Raw genomic sequence first — 18746 nt, 5'->3', positions numbered from 1 at the left:
GTTATTCGGCGTTGAGCTTTGCCTTCCTGATGACCTCGTCCCAGCGTGCCTTCTCGGCGCCGATGAATTTCGCGGCTGCGTCGCGGGTATTGGCCACCGGGCTCATGCCTTGCTCGGCCAGGCCATTGCGGAACTCCTGCGAGGCAACGATGGCGCGGATATCGGTATTCAGCTTGTCGGCGATGGCCTCGGGTACTTTGGCGCCTACCGCGATGGTGGTCCACGAGGTGGCGACCAGGCCGGGCACGCCGGACTCCGCCGCGGTGGGCACCTGCGGCAGCGCCGGCAGGCGCGTCTTGCCGGTCACCGCAACCGCACGCAGCTTGCCCGCACGGATGTAGCCGAGGGTGGTCGGCGGATTCTCGAACATCATGTCGATCTGGCCGCCCAGCAGGTCAGCCATGGCGGCCGAGCTGCCCTTGTAGGGCACGTGCGTCAGCGGCGCGCCCGTGGCGACGCGGAACAGTTCGCCGATCATGTGCACGGACGAGCCCACCCCGGCCGAGCCAAAGGTCATGCCCTGCGGACGCTTGGCGGCGGCCTCGGCGAGTTGCTTCAGGTTCGCCACCTGGATCTGCGGATTGACCACCACCACATGCGGCATCTCTGCCAGCACGGTCACCACCTTCAGGTCGGTGGCCGGGTTGTAGTTCAGCTTGGGGTAGGTGCCATAGGTGGCGTGCAGGCCAATGGAGCCGAGCAGCAGCGTATAGCCGTCGGGCGTGGCATCGGCCACGGCCTTGCCGCCGATATGCCCGCCCGCGCCGGGGCGGTTTTCCACCACCACGGTCTGGCCATACAGCTTGCCCAGCCGGTCAGCCAGCATGCGCGCCTGCAGGTCGGAACTGCCGCCCGCGCTGAACGGCACGATCAGGCGGATGGCGCGCTCCGGGTAGGCGGCATGCGCGCTGCATGCGAACAGCGACAGGGCGCCGGCAAGCACGGCGGTCAACGGGGGCAGGCAGCTTGATCGTTTCAGCTTGCGCGACATATGCAGTCTCCTGGGTCAGTGCGGCCGAGCGGCCGTTTTCTGCAGGCAAGTGTAGGCCTGGCCGACCATGCCGAAAAATTCAATTTTGCGTAGTGTCTATGCGCGCTTGATATACACTGCACCCGCCCCATCCAGCCTTGTGCCTATGCCACGCGCGCCCACATTCCGCGAAATCGAGGCCTTCCGTGCCGTCATGCTGACCGGCACCACGACCGCCGCCGCCGCCATGCTCCATACCACCCAGCCGTCGGTGAGCCGGCTGCTGGCGCAGATGCAGTCCGGCGCCGGCCTGAAGCTGTTCGACATGGACAAGGGCCGGCTGCGCCCGACTCCCGAGGCACAACGGTTGTTCGAAACGGTCCAGGGCCATTTCCAGGGGTTGGCGCGTATCGGGCAGGAGGTGGAGCTGCTGCGCCGCTCCGGCACCGGCTGGCTGCGGCTGGGCTGTACGCCGGCGCTGGGTCTCGGGCTGATGCCTGGCATCCTGGCCAGGTTCATCGCGCAGCATCCCGACGTGCACGTCGACCTGCAAACCGTGGGCAGCCACCAGCTCAGTGAAGGGCTGCTGCATGGACGCTTCGACCTGGTGCTTGCGACCGGGCGGCTCGACCATCCGCAGTTCGACATCCAGGTCATGCACCGTGCCCGCGCCGTCTGCGTGATGCACCCGAAACACCCGCTGGCATCCCGGAAGCGCCTCCACGCCTCGCACCTGGCGGGGCAGCGCTTGCTGACGCTGAATGCGGACGACGAACTGTCGACTGCGCTGTGGCAGGTGCTGCGCGATGCCGGGGCCGAACCGGCCGCGACGCTGCAGACCACCTACTCCGGAACGATCTGCGGCCTGGCCGCCGAGGGCGCCGGCATCGGCATCGTCAATCCCTACGCGGCGCGGGTCTTTGCCCATGCCCTGCGCATCGTGCCGCTGGAGCCGGCGTGCGTGGTAGAGCTGCGCATGGCTCGCGCCAGCCACCTCGCGAACTCCGGCATGGCCGATGCCTTTGCCGGGATGGTGGCGCAAGCTCTGGCGGCGGCGCCGGCCTGAACGTGGCGTCTTTCATTTCCGCGTGGCGGGCCGCGGTTCGCGCGGGGGCACCGACTGCCCCTGGGCAAATTTCGACGCCGCCTCCAGCAGCCACGCGCGCAGATGCTGCATGGCATGGCTCATCGGTCGCGTATCCGGCTGGACCAGGTAATACGCGCTGGTGGCGCGCAGCGAGCGCGCCACCGGGCTCACCAGTTGCCCGCTCGCCAGGTACTCCTCGACCAGGAAGCGCGGCACCAGCCCGATACCCAGGCCGGCCCGCGCCGCGGCGATGACCATGCTGTGGTGGTCGAAACGGGCGCCGCGCATGGCGTTGACGTCGTCGATGCCGGCCGCTTCCATCCATTGCTTCCAGCCGAAACTGCGCGTGGCCAGGTGCAGCAGCGGCGCATTCGCGATGTCGTGCGCGTCGATGCGCTTCTTGCGGCCGAACAGCTGCGGGTGGCACACGGCCACGGATTCTTCCCCGAACAACAGGTCCGCCCGCGCGCCGGGATAGACCGCTTCGCCGAAGTGGATCGCCGCGTCGTAGGGCGTGCCGTCGAACAGGAACACGTCGGACTGGGCGCTGATATTGACCACCACCTGGGGATGCCGCGCGTAGAAATCGGGCAGGCGCGGGATCAGCCATTCCACGGCAAGGGTCGGCACGCAAGCCAGCTCGACGGTGCCGCCGGCACCTTCATGCGCCATCACCTCCAGGGTGTCGCGCTGCAGCTTGCGCAGCATCTCCCGCACCTGGACGCTGTAGAGCGCACCGGCCGCAGTCAGGGTGATGCGCTGGTTGGCGCGGTGAAAGAGCTGCACGCCGAGCAGGCTTTCGAGCGAGGCAATCTGGCGCGAGACCGCGCTTTCCGTGATGAACAGGTCCGCGGCGGCGCGGCGCAGGTTCAGGTGCAGCGCGGCCGCTTCGAAGGCGCGCAGGCTGGAAAGGCTGGGAAGGCGTAGCCGCATCGCAAGAAGGGAAGGGTAGTTGATGACATAAAGTCATCATCCTATACCGAAATCTCGCTTGAACCAGTGGACTTGATGAGAAATGATTCAGCCCTGGTCCCGCGGCCCCCACCATCGCGGCACTGCCATAACGACAACCATCAGGTAGACAGGAAAACAACAATGAAACGCTTGTTCAGCGCGCTGGCCGCCGGCACTTTCGCCTTTGGCATGACCCTTTCCGGCATCGTCGCCGCCGAGGATTTCCCCGCCAAGCCCGTCCGCATCATCGTGCCGTATCCGCCGGGCGGTACCACCGACATGGTGGCGCGGCTGGTCGGCGAGCGGCTCGCGCTGCAATGGAAGCAGCCGGTGCTGGTGGAGAACCGCCCCGGCGCGGGCGGCATCGTCGGCACCGGCGTCGCCGCCAAGTCCACCGCTGACGGCTATACGCTGCTGATGGGCTCGGTGGGCGAGTTCGGCATCAATCCCACCCTGTACAAGAAGCTGCCCTATGACGCCGTGGCCGATTTCGCGCCGGTGGCGATGGTGGCGCGCGTGCCCAACGTGGTGGTGCTGTCGCCGGCGTTTGCCGAGCGCGCCCAGGTGCAGACGCTGGCGGAGTTCATTACCTACCTGAAGGCCAACCCGAAGCGCGTCAACATGGCGTCAGCGGGCAACGGCACCTCGACGCACCTGGCCGGCGAACTGTTCCAGCGCATGACCGGCACCGAGATGAGCCACGTCGCCTACAAGGGCAGCAGCCCGGCGATCGCCGACCTGATGGGCGGCAGCGTCGACGTGATGTTCGACAACCTGCCGGCATCGCTGCCGCTCGTCCGTTCCGGCAAGCTCAAGGCGCTGGCGGTGACCACGCCGGCGCGCTCGTCCGCGCTGCCCAACGTGCCGACCGTGGCCGCCGCCGGCCCGGTGCCGGGCTTCGACGCCAGCCCGTGGTTCGGCCTGCTGGCGCCGCGCGGCGTATCGAGCGCGGTGGCGCAGAAGATCAGCCAGGACCTGGCGCGCGCGCTCGGCGATCCTGCCGTGCAGTCCCGCATGCGCGACCTCGGCGCGGAACCCGCGCCGAGCACGCCCGAAGCCTTCGCCGAGGTGCTGAAGAAGGACCGCCAGAAGTGGGGCGAGATCGTGCGCCTGTCTGGCGCCTCGGTGGACTGAAAGCCGTCATTGAACTTCATCTCGTTATCAGGCCAATGGGGCCTGCCTGCACCATGAGCAACAACATCAACCAACTCGTTTCCCTGCACCTCGGCGCCGCCGGCGCCGACCGCCTGTCCGCGCTGGTGAGCGCGCCCGCGCAGCTGCCGGCCGGCGCGGCCGGGCGTCCGTCGCGCGCCGAGATTGCCCACGCGCTGAACCTGGTGCTGTTCGCCGGCATCCTCGAGCGCGTGCCGACCGGCAAGGCCTACACCGAGGACGTCGCTGCCGCCGGGGGCAAGGTCCACTTCGACCATGGCGCGCTGCGCACCGTGCGCTGGCCTGAGCACGGCGCGCTGCCCGCCGGCGAGGCCGCCTTCACGCGCATCCTGCGTCCGCTGGGCTACCGGCTCAACGGCACCTATCCGCTCGACCGCATCGGCATGACCGGGCGCTCGTACGCGCATGAAGACGCGCCGGAAGAGATCGCGCAGTTCTTTGTCAGCGAGCTGCACCCGGAGCGCTTCAGCGAAGGCTTCCAGCAGGCCGTCAGCCGCGTCCTGGAGACTTCGGTCGATCCGCTGACACCGCGCGCGCAGGCGCTGCTGTGGGAACTCGAGCGCGAAGGGTCGTTGCCGCTGGCGGATGCCGGCGAGCTGATCGGTGCGCTGGCGCGCTGCTTCGAGCGCCAGCACGCGGCGCCCCGGCTGGAGGACTATGAGGCGCTGCTGGCCGAATCGGCGGAAATGGCCTGGATTGCCACCGAGGGCAATGCCTTCAACCACGCCACCGACCGCGTCGAGGACGTATTCGCGCTGGCGGAGGCGCAGAAGCGGCTGGGCCGGCCGATCAAGGACAAGGTGGAAGTGTCGCGCAGCGGCCGCGTGCGCCAGACCGCCTTTCGCGCCGACCCGGTGCGCCGGGCCTTTGTCGGCGCGGACGGCGCCGAGGTGGTGCGCGAGGTGCCGGGCTCGTTCTACGAGTTCATTACCCGCGACCGCTACGTCGATGACGCGCAGGCGGTCACGCGCACGGACCTGGGCTTCGATGCGGGCAACGCGCAGGGCATCTTCAAGATGACCGCGGCGGCATGCTGAGGCCGACCTCACCATGACCGTCGCCTACCCGTTCGTTCCCGCGCTGCGCGAGCCGGAAGGCTCGCCGATCCGCGAGCTGTTCAAGTACCTGTCGGACCCGGAGATGATCTCCTTCGCGGGCGGCTATCCGTCCGCCGCGCTGTTCGATGCCGAGCGCATCGGCGCCGCGTCCGCGCAGGCGCTGCGCGAGCGGCCCGCCGAATGCCTGCAGTATGGCGCCACCGAAGGAGTGCCGGCGCTGCGCGACGCCCTCGCGGCGCTGATGGCCGGGCGCGGTGCCGCCGTGACGCGGGACGAACTGCTGGTCACCAGCGGCTCGCAGCAGGGCTTTGATTTCCTGGTGCGAGCGCTGGTCGAGCCGGGCAGCGTGGTGCTGGTCGAGGAGCCGACCTATTCGGCGACGCTGCAGGCGCTGCGGTTGGCCGGGGCCGACGTGCGCGGCGTGCCGTCGGACCAGCACGGCATGGACGTAGACGCGCTCGCGGCGATGCTGGCCGAGGCCGCGGCGCGCCCGCGGCTAATCTACACGGTGCCGACCTTCGCCAACCCGACCGGCGCCACGCTGTCGCACGCGCGCCGGCTGCGCCTGCTGGAGCTGGCGGCGCGGCACCAGGTGGTGCTGGTCGAAGACGATCCCTATGGCGCGCTGAGTTTCGACGGCGCCGCGCCGCCTTCGTTGCTGGCGCTGAGTGACCAGGTCCCCGGCGCCCGTCCATGGCTGGTGCACCTGGCCAGCCTGTCGAAGACGCTGGCGCCCGGCCTGCGCATTGGCTGGATGGTGGCCGCTCCGGAAATCATTCGCCGCGCGGTGATCGCCAAGCAGGTGTCGGATCTGTGCACGCCGCCGTGGATCCAGCTGGCGGTCGCGCAATACCTGAAGGACGGGCGCCTGCCCGCGCAGGTGGAGCGCGAGATCGCGTTCTACCGCGACAAGCGCGACCGGCTGGCCCAGGCGCTGTGGCACGCCTTCGGCGAGCGCATCCGCTTCGCCTTGCCGGCAGGCGGCATGTTCTTGTGGGCGTCGCTGGAAGGCATCGACGATGCCGCCGCGTTGCTGCCGCATGCGATCGCGGAAAAGGTGTTGTTCGTTCCCGGCGCGGGATTCTACGCACAGCGCCGTGCACGACCGGCGTTCCGGCTCTCGTTCGCCGGCGCGGCGCCGGAGCAGATCGCCGAAGGCGTGGCGCGGCTGAAGCGGGCGGCGGCGCGCCTGGACGCCGCCGGCTGAAGCGATGGCGGGTGCGCGGGGCCGCGCTTCATTCGTCGTCGGCCGGCAGCATCCGTCCGCGCCGCGGCATTTCAGAGTCGAGCACCAGCCGGCCATGGACGCGTCCGTTCATGCGCGTGACGTAATGCGTGCACTCTTCCATGTGTGCCGACATCAGCGCGCGCACCGTCTCGGCGTCGCGCTGCCGTGCCGCCTCCACAATGCGCTTGTGGAACTTGACGTTGGCCGCACCGAATTTCTCGTGCTCGCACGCAGGCGTGTCGTTGCCGAATACCACCAGCTGGCGAATCATCTCGTTGATCAGCTCGCATGAGAACCTCAGCATCGGGTTGGGATTGGCCGCGGCCAGGATGTCGTGGAAGGTCAGGTCTTCCTGGCGCTGGTCCAGCAATGGCGTCGCCGCCGCGGCCGAGGCCGGGTCGCACAGGTCGATGGTGCGTTCCAGCGCCTTGAAATCGTCGTCCGTGAGGTGCGGCACCGCGCCCGCGGCCAGCTCGGGCTCCAGCAGGCGGCGCACGGTATAGATGTCGGCAATGCCGACGTCCTTGAAGAACAGGTAGTTCTGCATCAGCTGGAAGGTGCGGTCCAGCGGCACTTCGACGATCGTGCCGCCGCCCGCCGGGCCGGTGCTGACCCGGATCAGGCCCTGCACCTCCAGCGACTTCAGCGCCTCGCGGATCGTGCTCTTGCTGACCGAGAACATCTGCTGCAGCTTGACCTCGTGCGGCAGCTTGTCGCCCGGGCGCAGGTTGCGCTGGGTAATCAGCCGCTTGAGTTCTTCCGCCACGAGGTCCGCGCGCTTCTGCTTGCGGATCTCGATGGCCCCGGTATTGCCCTCCCGAAACATCGCCATTGCTCATTCCTTGTCATGCGCCGCAAGCCATAAAGACCAGGGCGCTTGCATTCTAGCCAAGCGCGCCGGCGCAGCGCCGCAGCTTGCCCCAGCCGCGTGCATGCTGCCCGATTGGCTGGCATGGCCAGGGCCGTCGTCCGCACCATTCTGTCCCGCCGTCGCCCCATGTGCGGGGCCCATGACGCGTTGCGCCGAGGGTGCGTAAACCCTGACCTTTCCTTTGTTGACAACGATTCCGGCCGACTCCTAAGATGATTCTATTCTATTTATACGTATAAATAGAATAAACAGGTTCGATTCTTGCTCGGACAGTGTCGGCGCCGGGCGAAAGTCACCAGCATGTCGGGGAGACGGTACAGCGCCGGGCCAAGGCGTTGGCCAGACTTTCGCCCCGTGCAGCCCGATCCCCACATAACGAGGAGTGAGCCTTGAATCGTCGTGACCTGCTGAAACTGGCGGCGCTGTCCGCCGTCCCCACCTCCCTGATCCATGGCCGCAGCGCCCTCGCCGCGGGCGAGGCGCTGGAATTTGGCTGCCCGGTGCCGATGTCGGGCGCCTTCGCTGCCAATGGCAAATTCGCCGACCTGGGCATGCGGCTCGCCATCGACCAGTACGGCCAGGTGCTGGGCCGGCCCCTGCGCTATAGCGTGCTCGATACCGAAGGCAAGCCCGCCACCGCGGTGCGCAAGGTGCAGGAGCTGGCGCAGCAAAAGGCGGCGCGCTATTTCGCCGGCGGCATCCTGTCGTCCGAATCGCTGGCCATGGGCAAGGAGGCGGAGAAATTCGGCGGCGTGTTCGTGACCACCGCCGGGGCCGACGAGATCACCGGCAAGGACTGCAACCGCGCCACCTTCCGCTGGTCGGTGCCGACCTTCGGCGCGATCGAGCGCACCGTGCGGCCGCTGATCGAAGCGATGCCCAAGGCCAAGCGCTGGTACACCATCACGCCGCAATACGTGTTCGGCGACGGGCTGCTGTCGGCGGCCAAGGCGATCTTCAAGGAGAAGGGCATCGAGCACGTGGGCAACAGCTACCACGCCCTGACCGAGAAGGAATTCAGCGGCTACCTGACCAACGCGCTGGCTGCCAAGCCGGACGTGCTGCTGATCCTGAACTTCGGCTCGCAGTCCGCCGACACGCTGCGCCAGGCGGTCAGCTTCGGCATGAAGAAGAACACCACCATCCTGCTCGCCTGGGCCTCGGGGCTGGAACAGTTCGAGTCGCTCGGCGCCGACCTGTGCGAGGGCGTTTATTTCGGCGCGCAATACTGGCATGGCGTCGATACGCCGCTGAACCGCGACCTGGTCAAGCGCACCCAGGCCAAGTTCAAGGCCAATCCCAACTACAGCCTGGCGGGCTCGTACATCTGCACCAAGATCATGGTGGACGGCATGATCAAGGCCGGCAGCGCCGATCCGAAGGCCGTGGTGGCCGCGCTCGAAGGCATGAAGTACGAGGGCCTGACCGGGCCGGAGGAAATCCGCGCCGCCGACCACCAGGTGCTGAAGAACTACTACCTGCTCAAGGGCAAGGCCAGGTCGAGCATGAAAGACAAGGACGACTACGCCGAGATCGTCAGCGTCGGCAAGGCCTTCCTGCCGGTCGAGCAGACCCAGTGCAAGATGGCCTGATGCCCTGACGCCGCGGGGCCATCGCCCCGCGGAGCACACACTGAAGCACCTCTGAGCACCATGCCGCGCGGCTGCGCGAGCATGGCGGCTTCCTACATCCGTACGACTCATGAACGTCTATCTGTTGCAGGTGATCAACGGCGTCGGGATCGGCATGCTCTACTTCCTGCTGGCGGTAGGGCTGTCGATCGTGTTCGGCCTGTTGCGCTTCGTCAATTTCGCGCATGGCGCCTTCTATGCCCTGGGTGCCTACCTCTGCTTCCAGGCGCTGCAGTTCGGCATGAACTTCTGGGTGGCGCTGGTGTTCGCTCCGATCATCATCGGCGCGCTGGCGTGGCTGACCGAGAAGGTCATGCTGCGCCATGTCTATGCGCAGCCGCACGAGTTCCACATCCTGGTCACGGTGGGCCTGGCGCTCGCCATCCAGGAACTCATCATCGTCGGCTGGGGGCCGCTCGGCGTCGACGTGCCGCCGCCGGATGCGCTGCAGGGCGTGGTGATGTGGGGCGACTTCGTCTATCCCAAGTACCGGCTGTTCGTGATCGCCTTCACGGGCCTGCTGGCGATCGGCCTGTGGTGGCTGCTCGAAGGTACGCGCCTGGGCAGTGCGGTGCGCGCGGGCAGCGAATCCACCGAGATGGTGTCGCTGCTCGGCATCAATGTGTTCCGGCTGTTCAGCCTGATGTTTGCGCTGGGCGCCGCCACCGCGGCGATCGCCGGCGTGCTGGCCGCGCCGATCCGCGGGGCCGAGCCGTTCATGGGTGTCGAGGCCCTGGGCGTGGCCTTTATCGTGGTCGTGGTCGGCGGCATGGGCAGCTTCACCGGCGCGCTGGTGGGCGGCCTGCTGGTCGGCGTGGTGCAGAGCCTGATGAGCACGCTGTGGCCCGAGGGCGCGCGGCTGATGATCTATGTCGCCATGGCCGCGGTGCTGCTGCTGCGCCCGCATGGCTTGCTGGGGAGGGGATGATGGCTATGCAAAGACAATGGCTCTTGCGCTACCGTTTCTGGTGGCTGGCACTCGGCGTCACGCTGCTGCTGCCGCTGACGATGCGCTCCGGCACGCTTGCCACCGAAGTGCTGATCTACGCGATGGCCGCCATGGCGTGCAACCTGCTGCTCGGCTACACCGGCCTGCTGTCGTTCGGGCAGGGCATCTTCTTCGGGCTGGGCAGCTATGCGGTGGGGCTGGCGCTGACCCGCGCCAGCCTGCCGATGCCGCTGGCGCTGCTGCTGGCGATCGCGATCGGCGCTGCCGCGGCGGCTCTGGTCGGCTGGTTTGCGATCCGGCAGCGCGGTACCTACTTCGTGATGCTGACGCTGGCGTTCGCGCAGATGTTCTACTTCCTGGCCTATACCGCGCCCGGCATCACCGGCGGCGACAACGGCCTGCTGGATATCCCGCGTCCGCCGCTGTCCGTGGCGGGCCATGCGCTGGTGCCGCTGGCGTCGCCATGGCAGTTCTATGGTTTCGTCGCGGTGCTGTTCCTGGCGGTGTTCCTGGCGGTGCTGCGCGTGACCGAGTCGGTGCTGGGACGCACGCTGCTGGCGATCCGCGACAACGAAGAGCGCGCCCTGGCGGTCGGCTACAACGTCAAGGCGTTCAAGCTGCTGGCCTTCATGGTCTCCGGCGCGGTCACCGGGCTGGCCGGCGCGCTGCATGCGATGCTGACCGGCATCGCGCCGCTGACCAATATCGACTACCACGCCAGCGAGATGATCCTGGTGATGACCGTGATCGGCGGCACCGGCAATATCTTTGCCTCGGTGCTGGGCGCCGCCTTCTACGTGCTGCTGGCGGACTGGTTGTCGACGCTGTGGCCGCGCTGGCTGATGCTGCTCGGCTTCCTGCTGATCGCGGTCAGCCTGTTCATGCAGCGCGGGCTGTGGGGGCTGGGCGCCACGCTATGGGATCGCCTGCGCGGCGTGCGCCGCGCCCCCGTCACGCAGGAGGAAAGCGCATGAGCACCGCCACCACCCCCATTCTCGAAGCCACCGGCATCGTCAAGCAGTACGGTAAGTTCACGGCGCTGGGCGGGGTCGACCTGCGCGTGATGCCGGGCACGATCCATTCCGTGATCGGCCCCAACGGCGCCGGCAAGACCACGCTGTTCCACATGCTGACCGGCACCAAGGAAGTCAGCGCCGGCCGCATCGTCTTCGACGGCAAGGACGTCACGGCCGAAGCCGACTACCAGCGCGTGCAGCGCGGCATCGCGCGCTCGTTCCAGGTCACCAGCCTGTTCCCGAGCCTGCCGGTGCGCGAGAACCTGCGCCTTGCCGCGCTGGGTACGTCACCGCGCAAGGCCATGAGCGGATGGCGCTTGCCGGTCGGCGAACTGGCCTGCGGCGAGGTCGTCGACCAGGTGCTCGAACGGCTGGAACTGACGCGCGTCGCGGACAGCGCCGCAGGGGTGCTGTCGCACGGCCAGCAACGGCGCCTGGAGGTCGGCATGGCGCTGGCCGCACGGCCGCGCGCGATCTTCCTGGACGAGCCCACCTCGGGCATGGGCGTCGACGACCTCGGCGCGATGAAGCGGCTGATCCGCGGGCTGGCCGCGGACCACACCGTCGTGCTGATCGAACACAACATGGACATCGTCATGGATATCTCGGACACCGTCACGGTGATGCAGCAAGGCAAGGTGCTGATGGAGGGGCCGCCCGCTGCCGTGCGCGGCGACCCGCGCGTGCGCGCCGCCTATCTCGGCAACATGATTACCGGAGGCAGGGGATGATGCTCGACGTACAGGAGATCCATGGCTACTACGGCAAGAGCCATGTGCTGCAGGGCGTGTCGCTGGCGGTCGGCGAAGGCGAGCTGGTCACGCTGCTGGGGCGCAACGGCGCCGGCAAGTCGACCACGCTCAAGGCCATTGCCGGCGTGGTCCAGCCCTGCGGCGGGCGCGTGATCTTCCGCGGCAAGGACGTTGCCGGCCTGGCGCCGCACCGGATTGCCGTCGAAGGCCTGTGCCTGGTGCCCGAGCACCGCGGCATCTTCAAGCTGCTGACGGTGGAAGAGAACCTCAAGCTGGCCGCGCGCCGCGATTCGCCGTGGCAGCTGCAGGACATCTACCGCATCTTCCCGCGTCTGCGCGAGCGGCGCGGCAACGGCGGCGCGCAGCTGTCCGGCGGCGAACAGCAGATGCTCGCGATCGGGCGCGCGATGATGAACCATCCGCGCCTGCTGATGCTCGACGAGCCGGTAGAAGGGCTGGCCCCGGTGATCGTGGAAGAGATCGTGGCGCAGCTCAAGGTCATCAAGGCCGCCGGCGTGCCGATTCTGCTGGTGGAGCAGAACCTGGAGGTCTGCATGCAGCTGGCCGACCGCCACGTGATCATCGAGCAGGGCAGGGTGGTCTACACCGGCAGCAACGACGCCTTCCGCGCCGACGAGGCGGTCAAGGACCGCTATCTCGGCGTCGGGCTGGCGGCCTGATCCATGGACCACGCAGGCCGCGATGCCGGCCGAGCCATACGAGGATTGAGATGACGACATTGCAAGCTGCGCGCGCGGCAGCGGCGAGCGCCGGCGCGCGCGCCGACCTGCGCATCGACGGCCAGCGCCTGTGGGACACCCTGATGCGCCTGGCCATCATTGGCGCCACGCCCAGGGGCGGCGTATGCCGGCTGGCGCTGACCGACCTGGACCGCCAGGGCCGCGACTTCTTCGTCGCCGAGGCCCAGGCGGCCGGGTGCACGATCCGCATCGATGCTATCGGCAATATCTTTGCGCGGCGCGCCGGGCGCGACAACGCCTTGCCACCGGTGATGACCGGCAGCCATATCGACACCCAGCCCACCGGCGGCAAGTTCGACGGCAACTACGGCGTGTTCGCCGGCATCGAAGTGCTGCGCACGCTGGCCGACGCCGGCATCGTCACCGATGCCCCGCTGGAGGTCGCGGTCTGGACCAACGAGGAAGGCTCGCGCTTCGTTCCGGTGATGATGGGCTCGGGCGCGTTTATCGGCGAGTTCGCGCTGGCCGACATGCTGCAGCAGCGCGACCGCGACGGTATCAGCGTCGGTCACGCGTTGCAGGCCATCGGCTATGCCGGGCCGGAGCCGGTCGGCGCGCGCCCGGTCGGCGCCTACTTTGAAGCGCATATCGAGCAAGGACCGGTGCTGGAGGCTAGCGACACCACCATCGGCGTGGTCACCGGCGCGCTCGGCCAGCGCTGGTACGACGTGGTGCTGACCGGCATGGAAGCGCATGCCGGCCCTACGCCGATGGCGTTGCGCAAGGATGCGCTGCTGGCGGCATCGGAGCTGGTCGGCATGGTCAACCGCATCGCGCTCGATCATCCTCCGCATGGCCGCGGCACGGTCGGTTGCCTGGGCGTGCATCCCGATTCGCGCAATGTCATCCCCGGCAAGGTCACGATGACAGTGGACCTGCGCGCCGGCGACGACACGGTGCTGTCCGCGATGGACGCGGCACTGCGTACGCAGGTTGCCGCGCTGGCGGCGCGCAGCGGCATTGCCATCGATTTGCGGCAGGTGGTGTACTTCCCGCCGCAGCCATTCGATGCGCGGCTGGTCGAGGCGGTGCGCGGCGGCGCGCAACGGCTCGGCCATTCCGCCATGGACGTGATCAGCGGCGCCGGCCATGACGCGGTCTACCTGGCCCGCGTCGCCCCGGCGGCGATGATCTTCGTGCCGTGCAAGGATGGCATCAGCCACAACGAAATCGAAGACGCGCGGCCCGAGCACCTCGAGGCCGGCTGCAACGTGCTGCTGCACGCCATGCTCGATGCCGCCACGCGGCCATGACACCGGAACGGACTGCCCGATGAAGATCCTGATTGCCCGACTCAACCACGAGACCAATACCTTCTCACCGGTGCCGACACCGCTGGGTGCCTTCGCGCCGGCCTATGGCGACGCCGCCTATCGCGCCGCCAAGGGCACCCGCACCGCGGCCGCCGCCTTCATCGACCTGGCCGAAGCCGCCGGCGCCGACATCGTGGTGCCCGTGATCGCCGGCGCCAACCCGAGCGGACGCGTCGCCGCCGAGGCCTACACCCATCTGTGCGACACCATCATCGCGGCCGCACACGGTTGCGATGCGGTGATGCTCGACCTGCACGGCGCGATGGTGGCCGAGAACAGCGACGACGGCGAAGGCGACCTGCTGCGCCGCCTGCGCGCCGTGCTGCCGCACGCGCCGGTCGCGGTCGCGCTGGATCTGCACGGCAACATCACGCAGGCGCTGGTCGACCATGCCGACATCGCGGTCAGCTTCAAGACCTACCCGCACGTGGACATGTATGAAACCGGCGCCCATGCCGGGCGGCTGCTGCTCGACATGATTGCCGGGCGCGTGCGCCCGGTGATGGCGTGGCGGCGCCCGCCGCTGATCACGCACACCCTGCGCAGCCGCACCGACGAAGGCGCCATGCAGCGCGCCGTGGCGCTGGCGCGCGAGGCCGAGCGGGACGGCATGCTGGCGGTGTCGGTGCTGGCCGGCTTCGGCCTGGCCGACATCGCCGCCCCCTGCCTGAGCGTCATCGTGGTCGGCGACGGCGACCCCGCCAAGGCGGACGAGGTTGCCAGCCGGATCGCGGCACAGGCGTGGGCCGAGCGCGATGGCTTTGCCTACCAGGCGGAGCCGCTTTCCAGCTCCATCGCGCGCGCCGCGCAGCTTGCCGACAGCGCGGACCGTGCCGATGCAAGGCCGGTGCTGCTGCTCGACCATGGCGACAACTGCATGTCCGGCGGCACCTGCGACAACATGGCGGTACTGCACGAGGCACTGGCACAAGGCCTGACCGGCATCGCGGTCGGGCCCGTGTGCGATGCGGAGGCGGTCGCCGCGCTGGTCGACGCCGGCGTCGGGGCCACCATCACGCTGCCGGTCGGCGACAAGGTGGCGCTGCCCCAGCTGGAGGTCTATCCGCAAAGCAGGCCGCTGACCGGCACGGTCGCCGCGATCACCGACGGCGAGTACACCATCACCGGCCCGACCTACACCGGGCAGCGCATCCGCATGGGGCGCACCGCCTTGCTCGATATCGGCGCGGCGCAGATCGTCGTGACCGAGACCCCGCAAGAGCACTGGGACCTGGGTATCTTCACCCATATCGGCATCGATCCGCATCGGGCCAGGTTCCTGCTGCTGAAGTCGCGCATGTACTGCCGGCCGGTGTTCGTGCCGATTGCCAGGGCGGTGGTGGAGTGCGACGGGGAGGGGGTTACCAGTTCGCGTTATGAGCGGTTTCCGTTCCGGCGGGTCAGCAGGCCGGTTTATCCGTTGGATGGCAATGTCGCATGGGCGGGATAGGGTTGCTTGCCGGAAGCTTCCGTCCGGAGTTCAATAAGGCGGCCATCCGATGGCAATGCGCTGCACGATGAATGGCATGGCTCCCGCCCCGGCCGCCGTGATAACCCCTGCACAAGCGACCAGCCTGCCATGACCGCGCCCCAACGCGAGCACGCCCACGATGGACGGCGCCAATGGCAGCAGGTAGCGTCCCACCGAGTGCAATTCGGGGTTGAGCAGAAGCGTTCCGCCTACCTGCGTGACACCAATGCCAATCAGCATGGCTGCCGCATGGCAGGACTGCCGGATGGCTTTGCAAAGTGCGGCGATGCACGAGAGGAAGAGCGACAGTCCCAGGAAGACGAGCGCCAGGTATTCACCTTCGAACAGTTTCCCGAAATCGAGTAGGCCCAGCCACTGGCCTGGCGGCGTGACCTGCCACGCGTTGCGTACCGTAAAGGCAGCAAGGGGAAAACCGGTTTGCATCCACTTGACTGCGATGTCGCCAACCACTCCCAGCATGGCGATTCCGGCCACGGCAAGGGATTGGATTATCCGCTTGCGCGGGCTCGACGTGCTGTCGGACCAGATGCCGTGGATCAGCCAGACCACAGACAGCAATCCGATAAAGCGCGTTGCCGTCAGCAGTGCAACGGCCCAGGCGCCTAGCCAGTAACGCCGATAGACCAGCGAAAACACGAGCGCGCACTCGAGCAGCAGGAATAGCGACTCGGAGAAGCCTCCTACCAGAAAGAATGCGAACGGATTGAACACCAGCCACGCGGGTGCAATGAGCGCCGGACCAGCGTCGAGGCCCGCGGCGCGGCCGATGGCGAACAGTAGCGCGAGTGCAAGCAGAAGACAGACGGCATTGAATGCCAGCATCATCGACGTTACCGGTTTGCCGAGCACGGCAGCCAATGCCTTCACGGCCATGGGGTACAGGAACGGCCAGGCGACGCTTTGCTGCCTGCCGCTGTCACCGTCGTAGTGGTAGCCATGGCTTGCAATGCGGCGGTACCAGTCGGCATCCCAGCGGGAGGTGAGAACATGCGCCGCGGACGTGCTGAAGTCGTGCTTCTCGACGTCAAAGAATCCGGTCGATTCCGCAACGAGGTGTGCCAGCGGTATCGGTCCGGCGTTGTCACGGATTTCGAAGACCTGAAAGGAAAGCTGGCGCGGATCGCGGGCTCCCCAGCCGTCGCCTGGAAGCATCGACCAGTCGGAGCGTATGGAGAGACCGGAGCGCTCGCATGCTGGCACCAATGGAACCCACTGGCGAAACAGACCGGCAGGCCGCTCTATGACCAGTTCCAGATCGTTCCCGCAGCGCAGGGTCCAGCGCTGGTCTTGCGGCGCACGACCGGTCAGTTGCAAAGCGCCGCCGGAACCAGCAAGGAGGCCGGGCTTGAGATGAGATGTCGGGCTTGCCCAGGTGAATGCCGTGGCTGCATAGTGGCCGGTCAACTGCTCTACGTTGGCAAGCGTTCCGATAACAAGACCGCGGCCGAGGAACCAGAGGAGAACGACTGCTGCAAGAGCGAACGCCGTGGCAATATGCGACTTGGATGCTTCTATGCGGGCGGTATCCGGATGGCTGGCTGCGAGCTTGCCACTGAGCACGCGAAGAGGGGAGCGCAGCGGTCGAAATACCGCGGCCAGGATTTGGTACATCGCTGGATTCGTTGCAGTGCATTGAAAGGGCGGACGGCTGTCCTGGCACCCGCCCTTGCGGGCGGGCGCGGCAAAGACAAACACCAACTAAGTTCCACCCGCGATCCTGACCGATTTCTGACGCTGAACGTCACGGTCGATCCCTATTGCGCTTGCTGCGTCCGGCACGAGCCTCGCCAGCGTCCTGGCGTCATCAGCCATGCCGGCCGGGATATGCCGTTCGACAAAATACAGTGGCCGATTCTTGCTCTCGTTGAACATCCGGCCGAGATACTCCCCCAGCACGCCAATTCCGATCAACTGTACCCCTGACAGGAAGAGATTCGTCACCATGAGGGACGGATAGCCCCGCACCGGATCGCCGTAGACCAGGGCTTTGTAGAACACGAACGCGGCGCCCATAAACGACAATCCGGCAATCAACAGGCCCACGTAGGTAGCAATCTTCAGCGGGGTGATCGAGAACGACGTAATCCCTTCCAGGGCAAAGGCCCACAGCCGTGGGTAATTGAACTTCGATGTGCCCGCGGACCGTGGCGCGCGCTCATAGCGCAGCGCCACTTGCGAATAGCCGATCCAGGAGAACAGCCCCTTCATGTAACGATGCTGTTCGCGCAGGGACCGCAGCGCTTGCACGGCTCGCCGGCTCAACAGCCTGAAATCCCCGGTGTCTTCCGGAATGTGGACGCGGCTCAGGGATTGAATGACCCGATAGAACAGGTAGGCCGTGGCCTTCTTCAGTCGTGTTTCGCCCCTCCGGCTGACGCGCTGGCCATACACGACATCATTGCCCGCCTGCCACAGCCGAACAAACTCCGGGATTAGCTCAGGCGGGTCTTGCAGGTCAGCGTCGATGACAATGACGGCATCGGCGTCGGCAAAGTCGAGGCCGGCTGACAGGGCGATCTCCTTGCCGAAATTGCGGCTTAAGTTCACGATCGCAATGCGCGGATCCTGCTGTCGGAGCGCCAGGAGCACGGCAAGGGTGTGATCGGCGCTTCCGTCATTCACGTAAATAACGGCCGCATGCAAATGCTCGATGCCATCGAGCGTTGCAGACAACCGCTGGTGAAACTGCCGAATGACGGCTTCTTCGTTGTAGACAGGGACCACTACGGCCAGGGACCCAGATCCAGAGTCAGTCATGCCATCTCGCTATCGATTCCGTCAGAACGTCGGGGCGTAGCGCATGCCATCACGATGGAAGGCGTACCGGCCGCGCCGCATGTAGCTCCTTCATGGAGGAGGCTACGATAAAGGCAGGCGCAGCCGGCATTCGTGACAGGGGTCACAAACCGTTAGCAATGCGGCACGGTGATGCCGGTCGGGTCCGGGCCGGCGGGTCAGCTCACCGCCGCACCGCCGGCTCCCGCAACCACTCCGCGATGTCCCCGGATCAGCGCTTGCTAGGGATTGCCGCCGCGCCAGACGATGTACCTCGTTGAAGCTCCCGCCCTCTCCCGCCAGCGAGAGGGGAGCAAACAAGCGGGATGAAACACCCTGTTGCGCTCGCGCGCGACAGCGCGGTGCGAGCGCAGCGACGCACTCCGTGCCCGAGCAGTAGACCTGAGATAGGGAGCGCGCGCAGCGCAGCCGAAGGCGTCCCACCGACAACGCCGTTAGAAGGCTGCCACCGACCTAAAGTCGGGTTCGTCCATCCGACCCCGAACGCCAGGCACCTCCAGGTAGCGTCAGCAGGGTCGAACCACCATCCGCAAGGCCGCAAGTCACCACCGCAAGAACCACCAACGCCGCCTTGGCCAGCCGCCCAGGCGACGCGCTCTTTGCCTCCTTTCTGTCGCTCGGACAGAAAGGAGGTCGCCGGCTACGCCGGCGAAACAGCCGCGCCCGCCAAGCACGATAGCGCCACATGATCACCG

At 67.2% G+C, this 18746-nt stretch carries 16 protein-coding genes; 11 read left to right on the top strand and 5 right to left on the bottom strand.

What is annotated here, in order from left to right; translation table 11 throughout:
• Position 1: 1 nt before the first annotated feature.
• Positions 2-991: a Bug family tripartite tricarboxylate transporter substrate binding protein gene (locus RALTA_RS22005; protein WP_012356142.1), complete on the bottom strand. Its 990-nt coding sequence runs from the start codon at positions 989-991 to the stop codon at positions 2-4.
• A gap of 145 nt (positions 992-1136) precedes the next feature.
• Here RALTA_RS22005 and RALTA_RS22000 point away from each other — a divergent pair, with 145 nt between their 5' ends.
• Positions 1137-2036 (top strand): LysR substrate-binding domain-containing protein, encoded by a 900-nt coding sequence (locus RALTA_RS22000; RefSeq protein ID WP_012356141.1) that lies wholly within the window; start codon positions 1137-1139, stop codon positions 2034-2036.
• Between the two features lie 12 nt (positions 2037-2048).
• On the opposite strand, the gene RALTA_RS21995 is transcribed toward RALTA_RS22000, so the two are convergent.
• Positions 2049-2990, bottom strand: a complete 942-nt coding sequence (locus RALTA_RS21995; protein ID WP_012356140.1) for a LysR substrate-binding domain-containing protein — start codon at positions 2988-2990, stop codon at positions 2049-2051.
• A 162-nt stretch (positions 2991-3152) separates the two neighbouring features.
• On the opposite strand from RALTA_RS21995, the gene RALTA_RS21990 reads away from it, so the two are divergent.
• From RALTA_RS21990 to RALTA_RS21980, 3 genes are read left to right on the top strand one after another with little or no spacing between them, the layout of a single operon-like run.
• A complete protein-coding gene (locus RALTA_RS21990; protein WP_012356139.1) occupies positions 3153-4145 on the top strand; it encodes a Bug family tripartite tricarboxylate transporter substrate binding protein in 993 nt (330 codons plus the stop codon).
• A gap of 53 nt (positions 4146-4198) precedes the next feature.
• Positions 4199-5221 (top strand): DUF1338 domain-containing protein, encoded by a 1023-nt coding sequence (locus RALTA_RS21985; protein ID WP_012356138.1) that lies wholly within the window; start codon positions 4199-4201, stop codon positions 5219-5221.
• A gap of 13 nt (positions 5222-5234) precedes the next feature.
• Positions 5235-6449: an aminotransferase-like domain-containing protein gene (locus RALTA_RS21980; protein ID WP_012356137.1), complete on the top strand. Its 1215-nt coding sequence runs from the start codon at positions 5235-5237 to the stop codon at positions 6447-6449.
• A 28-nt stretch (positions 6450-6477) separates the two neighbouring features.
• Here RALTA_RS21980 and RALTA_RS21975 read toward each other — a convergent pair whose 3' ends face one another.
• Complete coding sequence (locus RALTA_RS21975; RefSeq protein WP_012356136.1) at positions 6478-7302, bottom strand: FadR/GntR family transcriptional regulator; 825 nt, start codon at positions 7300-7302, stop codon at positions 6478-6480.
• A gap of 428 nt (positions 7303-7730) precedes the next feature.
• On the opposite strand from RALTA_RS21975, the gene RALTA_RS21970 reads away from it, so the two are divergent.
• The 7 genes from RALTA_RS21970 (at position 7731) to RALTA_RS21940 (ending at position 15213) form a co-directional block, all read left to right on the top strand.
• The gene (locus RALTA_RS21970) at positions 7731-8933 is read left to right on the top strand and encodes an ABC transporter substrate-binding protein (protein ID WP_012356135.1); all 1203 of its coding nucleotides are present in this window, start codon (positions 7731-7733) and stop codon (positions 8931-8933) included.
• Between the two features lie 109 nt (positions 8934-9042).
• Complete coding sequence (locus RALTA_RS21965; RefSeq protein WP_012356134.1) at positions 9043-9900, top strand: branched-chain amino acid ABC transporter permease; 858 nt, start codon at positions 9043-9045, stop codon at positions 9898-9900.
• Positions 9900-10895: a branched-chain amino acid ABC transporter permease gene (locus RALTA_RS21960; protein WP_025585036.1), complete on the top strand. Its 996-nt coding sequence runs from the start codon at positions 9900-9902 to the stop codon at positions 10893-10895. The genes RALTA_RS21965 and RALTA_RS21960 overlap by 1 nt, the downstream gene beginning before the upstream one ends.
• The gene (locus RALTA_RS21955; RefSeq protein WP_012356132.1) at positions 10892-11668 is read left to right on the top strand and encodes an ABC transporter ATP-binding protein; all 777 of its coding nucleotides are present in this window, start codon (positions 10892-10894) and stop codon (positions 11666-11668) included. The genes RALTA_RS21960 and RALTA_RS21955 overlap by 4 nt, the downstream gene beginning before the upstream one ends.
• The gene (locus tag RALTA_RS21950) at positions 11665-12369 is read left to right on the top strand and encodes an ABC transporter ATP-binding protein (RefSeq protein WP_012356131.1); all 705 of its coding nucleotides are present in this window, start codon (positions 11665-11667) and stop codon (positions 12367-12369) included. Before RALTA_RS21955 ends, RALTA_RS21950 begins: the two co-directional genes overlap by 4 nt.
• Positions 12370-12419: 50 nt before the next feature.
• Positions 12420-13703 carry a Zn-dependent hydrolase gene (locus RALTA_RS21945; RefSeq protein WP_050976515.1) on the top strand — a complete coding sequence of 428 codons (1284 nt, stop codon included), beginning with the start codon at positions 12420-12422 and terminating at the stop codon, positions 13701-13703.
• A gap of 19 nt (positions 13704-13722) precedes the next feature.
• Entirely contained in the window at positions 13723-15213 is a 1491-nt protein-coding gene (locus RALTA_RS21940) for a M81 family metallopeptidase (RefSeq protein WP_012356129.1), read from the top strand.
• 30 nt (positions 15214-15243) lie between these two features.
• Here the strand turns inward: RALTA_RS21940 and RALTA_RS21935 are convergent, their stop codons facing one another.
• Together RALTA_RS21935 and RALTA_RS21930 are read right to left on the bottom strand one after the other, a co-directional pair.
• On the bottom strand, positions 15244-16866 hold the full coding sequence (locus RALTA_RS21935) for a mannosyltransferase family protein (RefSeq protein ID WP_157877222.1): 1623 nt from the start codon (positions 16864-16866) through the stop codon (positions 15244-15246).
• Between the two features lie 87 nt (positions 16867-16953).
• Complete coding sequence (locus tag RALTA_RS21930; RefSeq protein WP_012356127.1) at positions 16954-18012, bottom strand: glycosyltransferase family 2 protein; 1059 nt, start codon at positions 18010-18012, stop codon at positions 16954-16956.
• Positions 18013-18746 lie beyond the last annotated feature (734 nt).

The organism is Cupriavidus taiwanensis LMG 19424 (assembly GCF_000069785.1).
GTDB lineage: Bacteria > Pseudomonadota > Gammaproteobacteria > Burkholderiales > Burkholderiaceae > Cupriavidus > Cupriavidus taiwanensis.
Note: the sequence above shows the minus strand (reverse complement) of the source record. Positions and strands in the feature narration are given on the sequence as shown.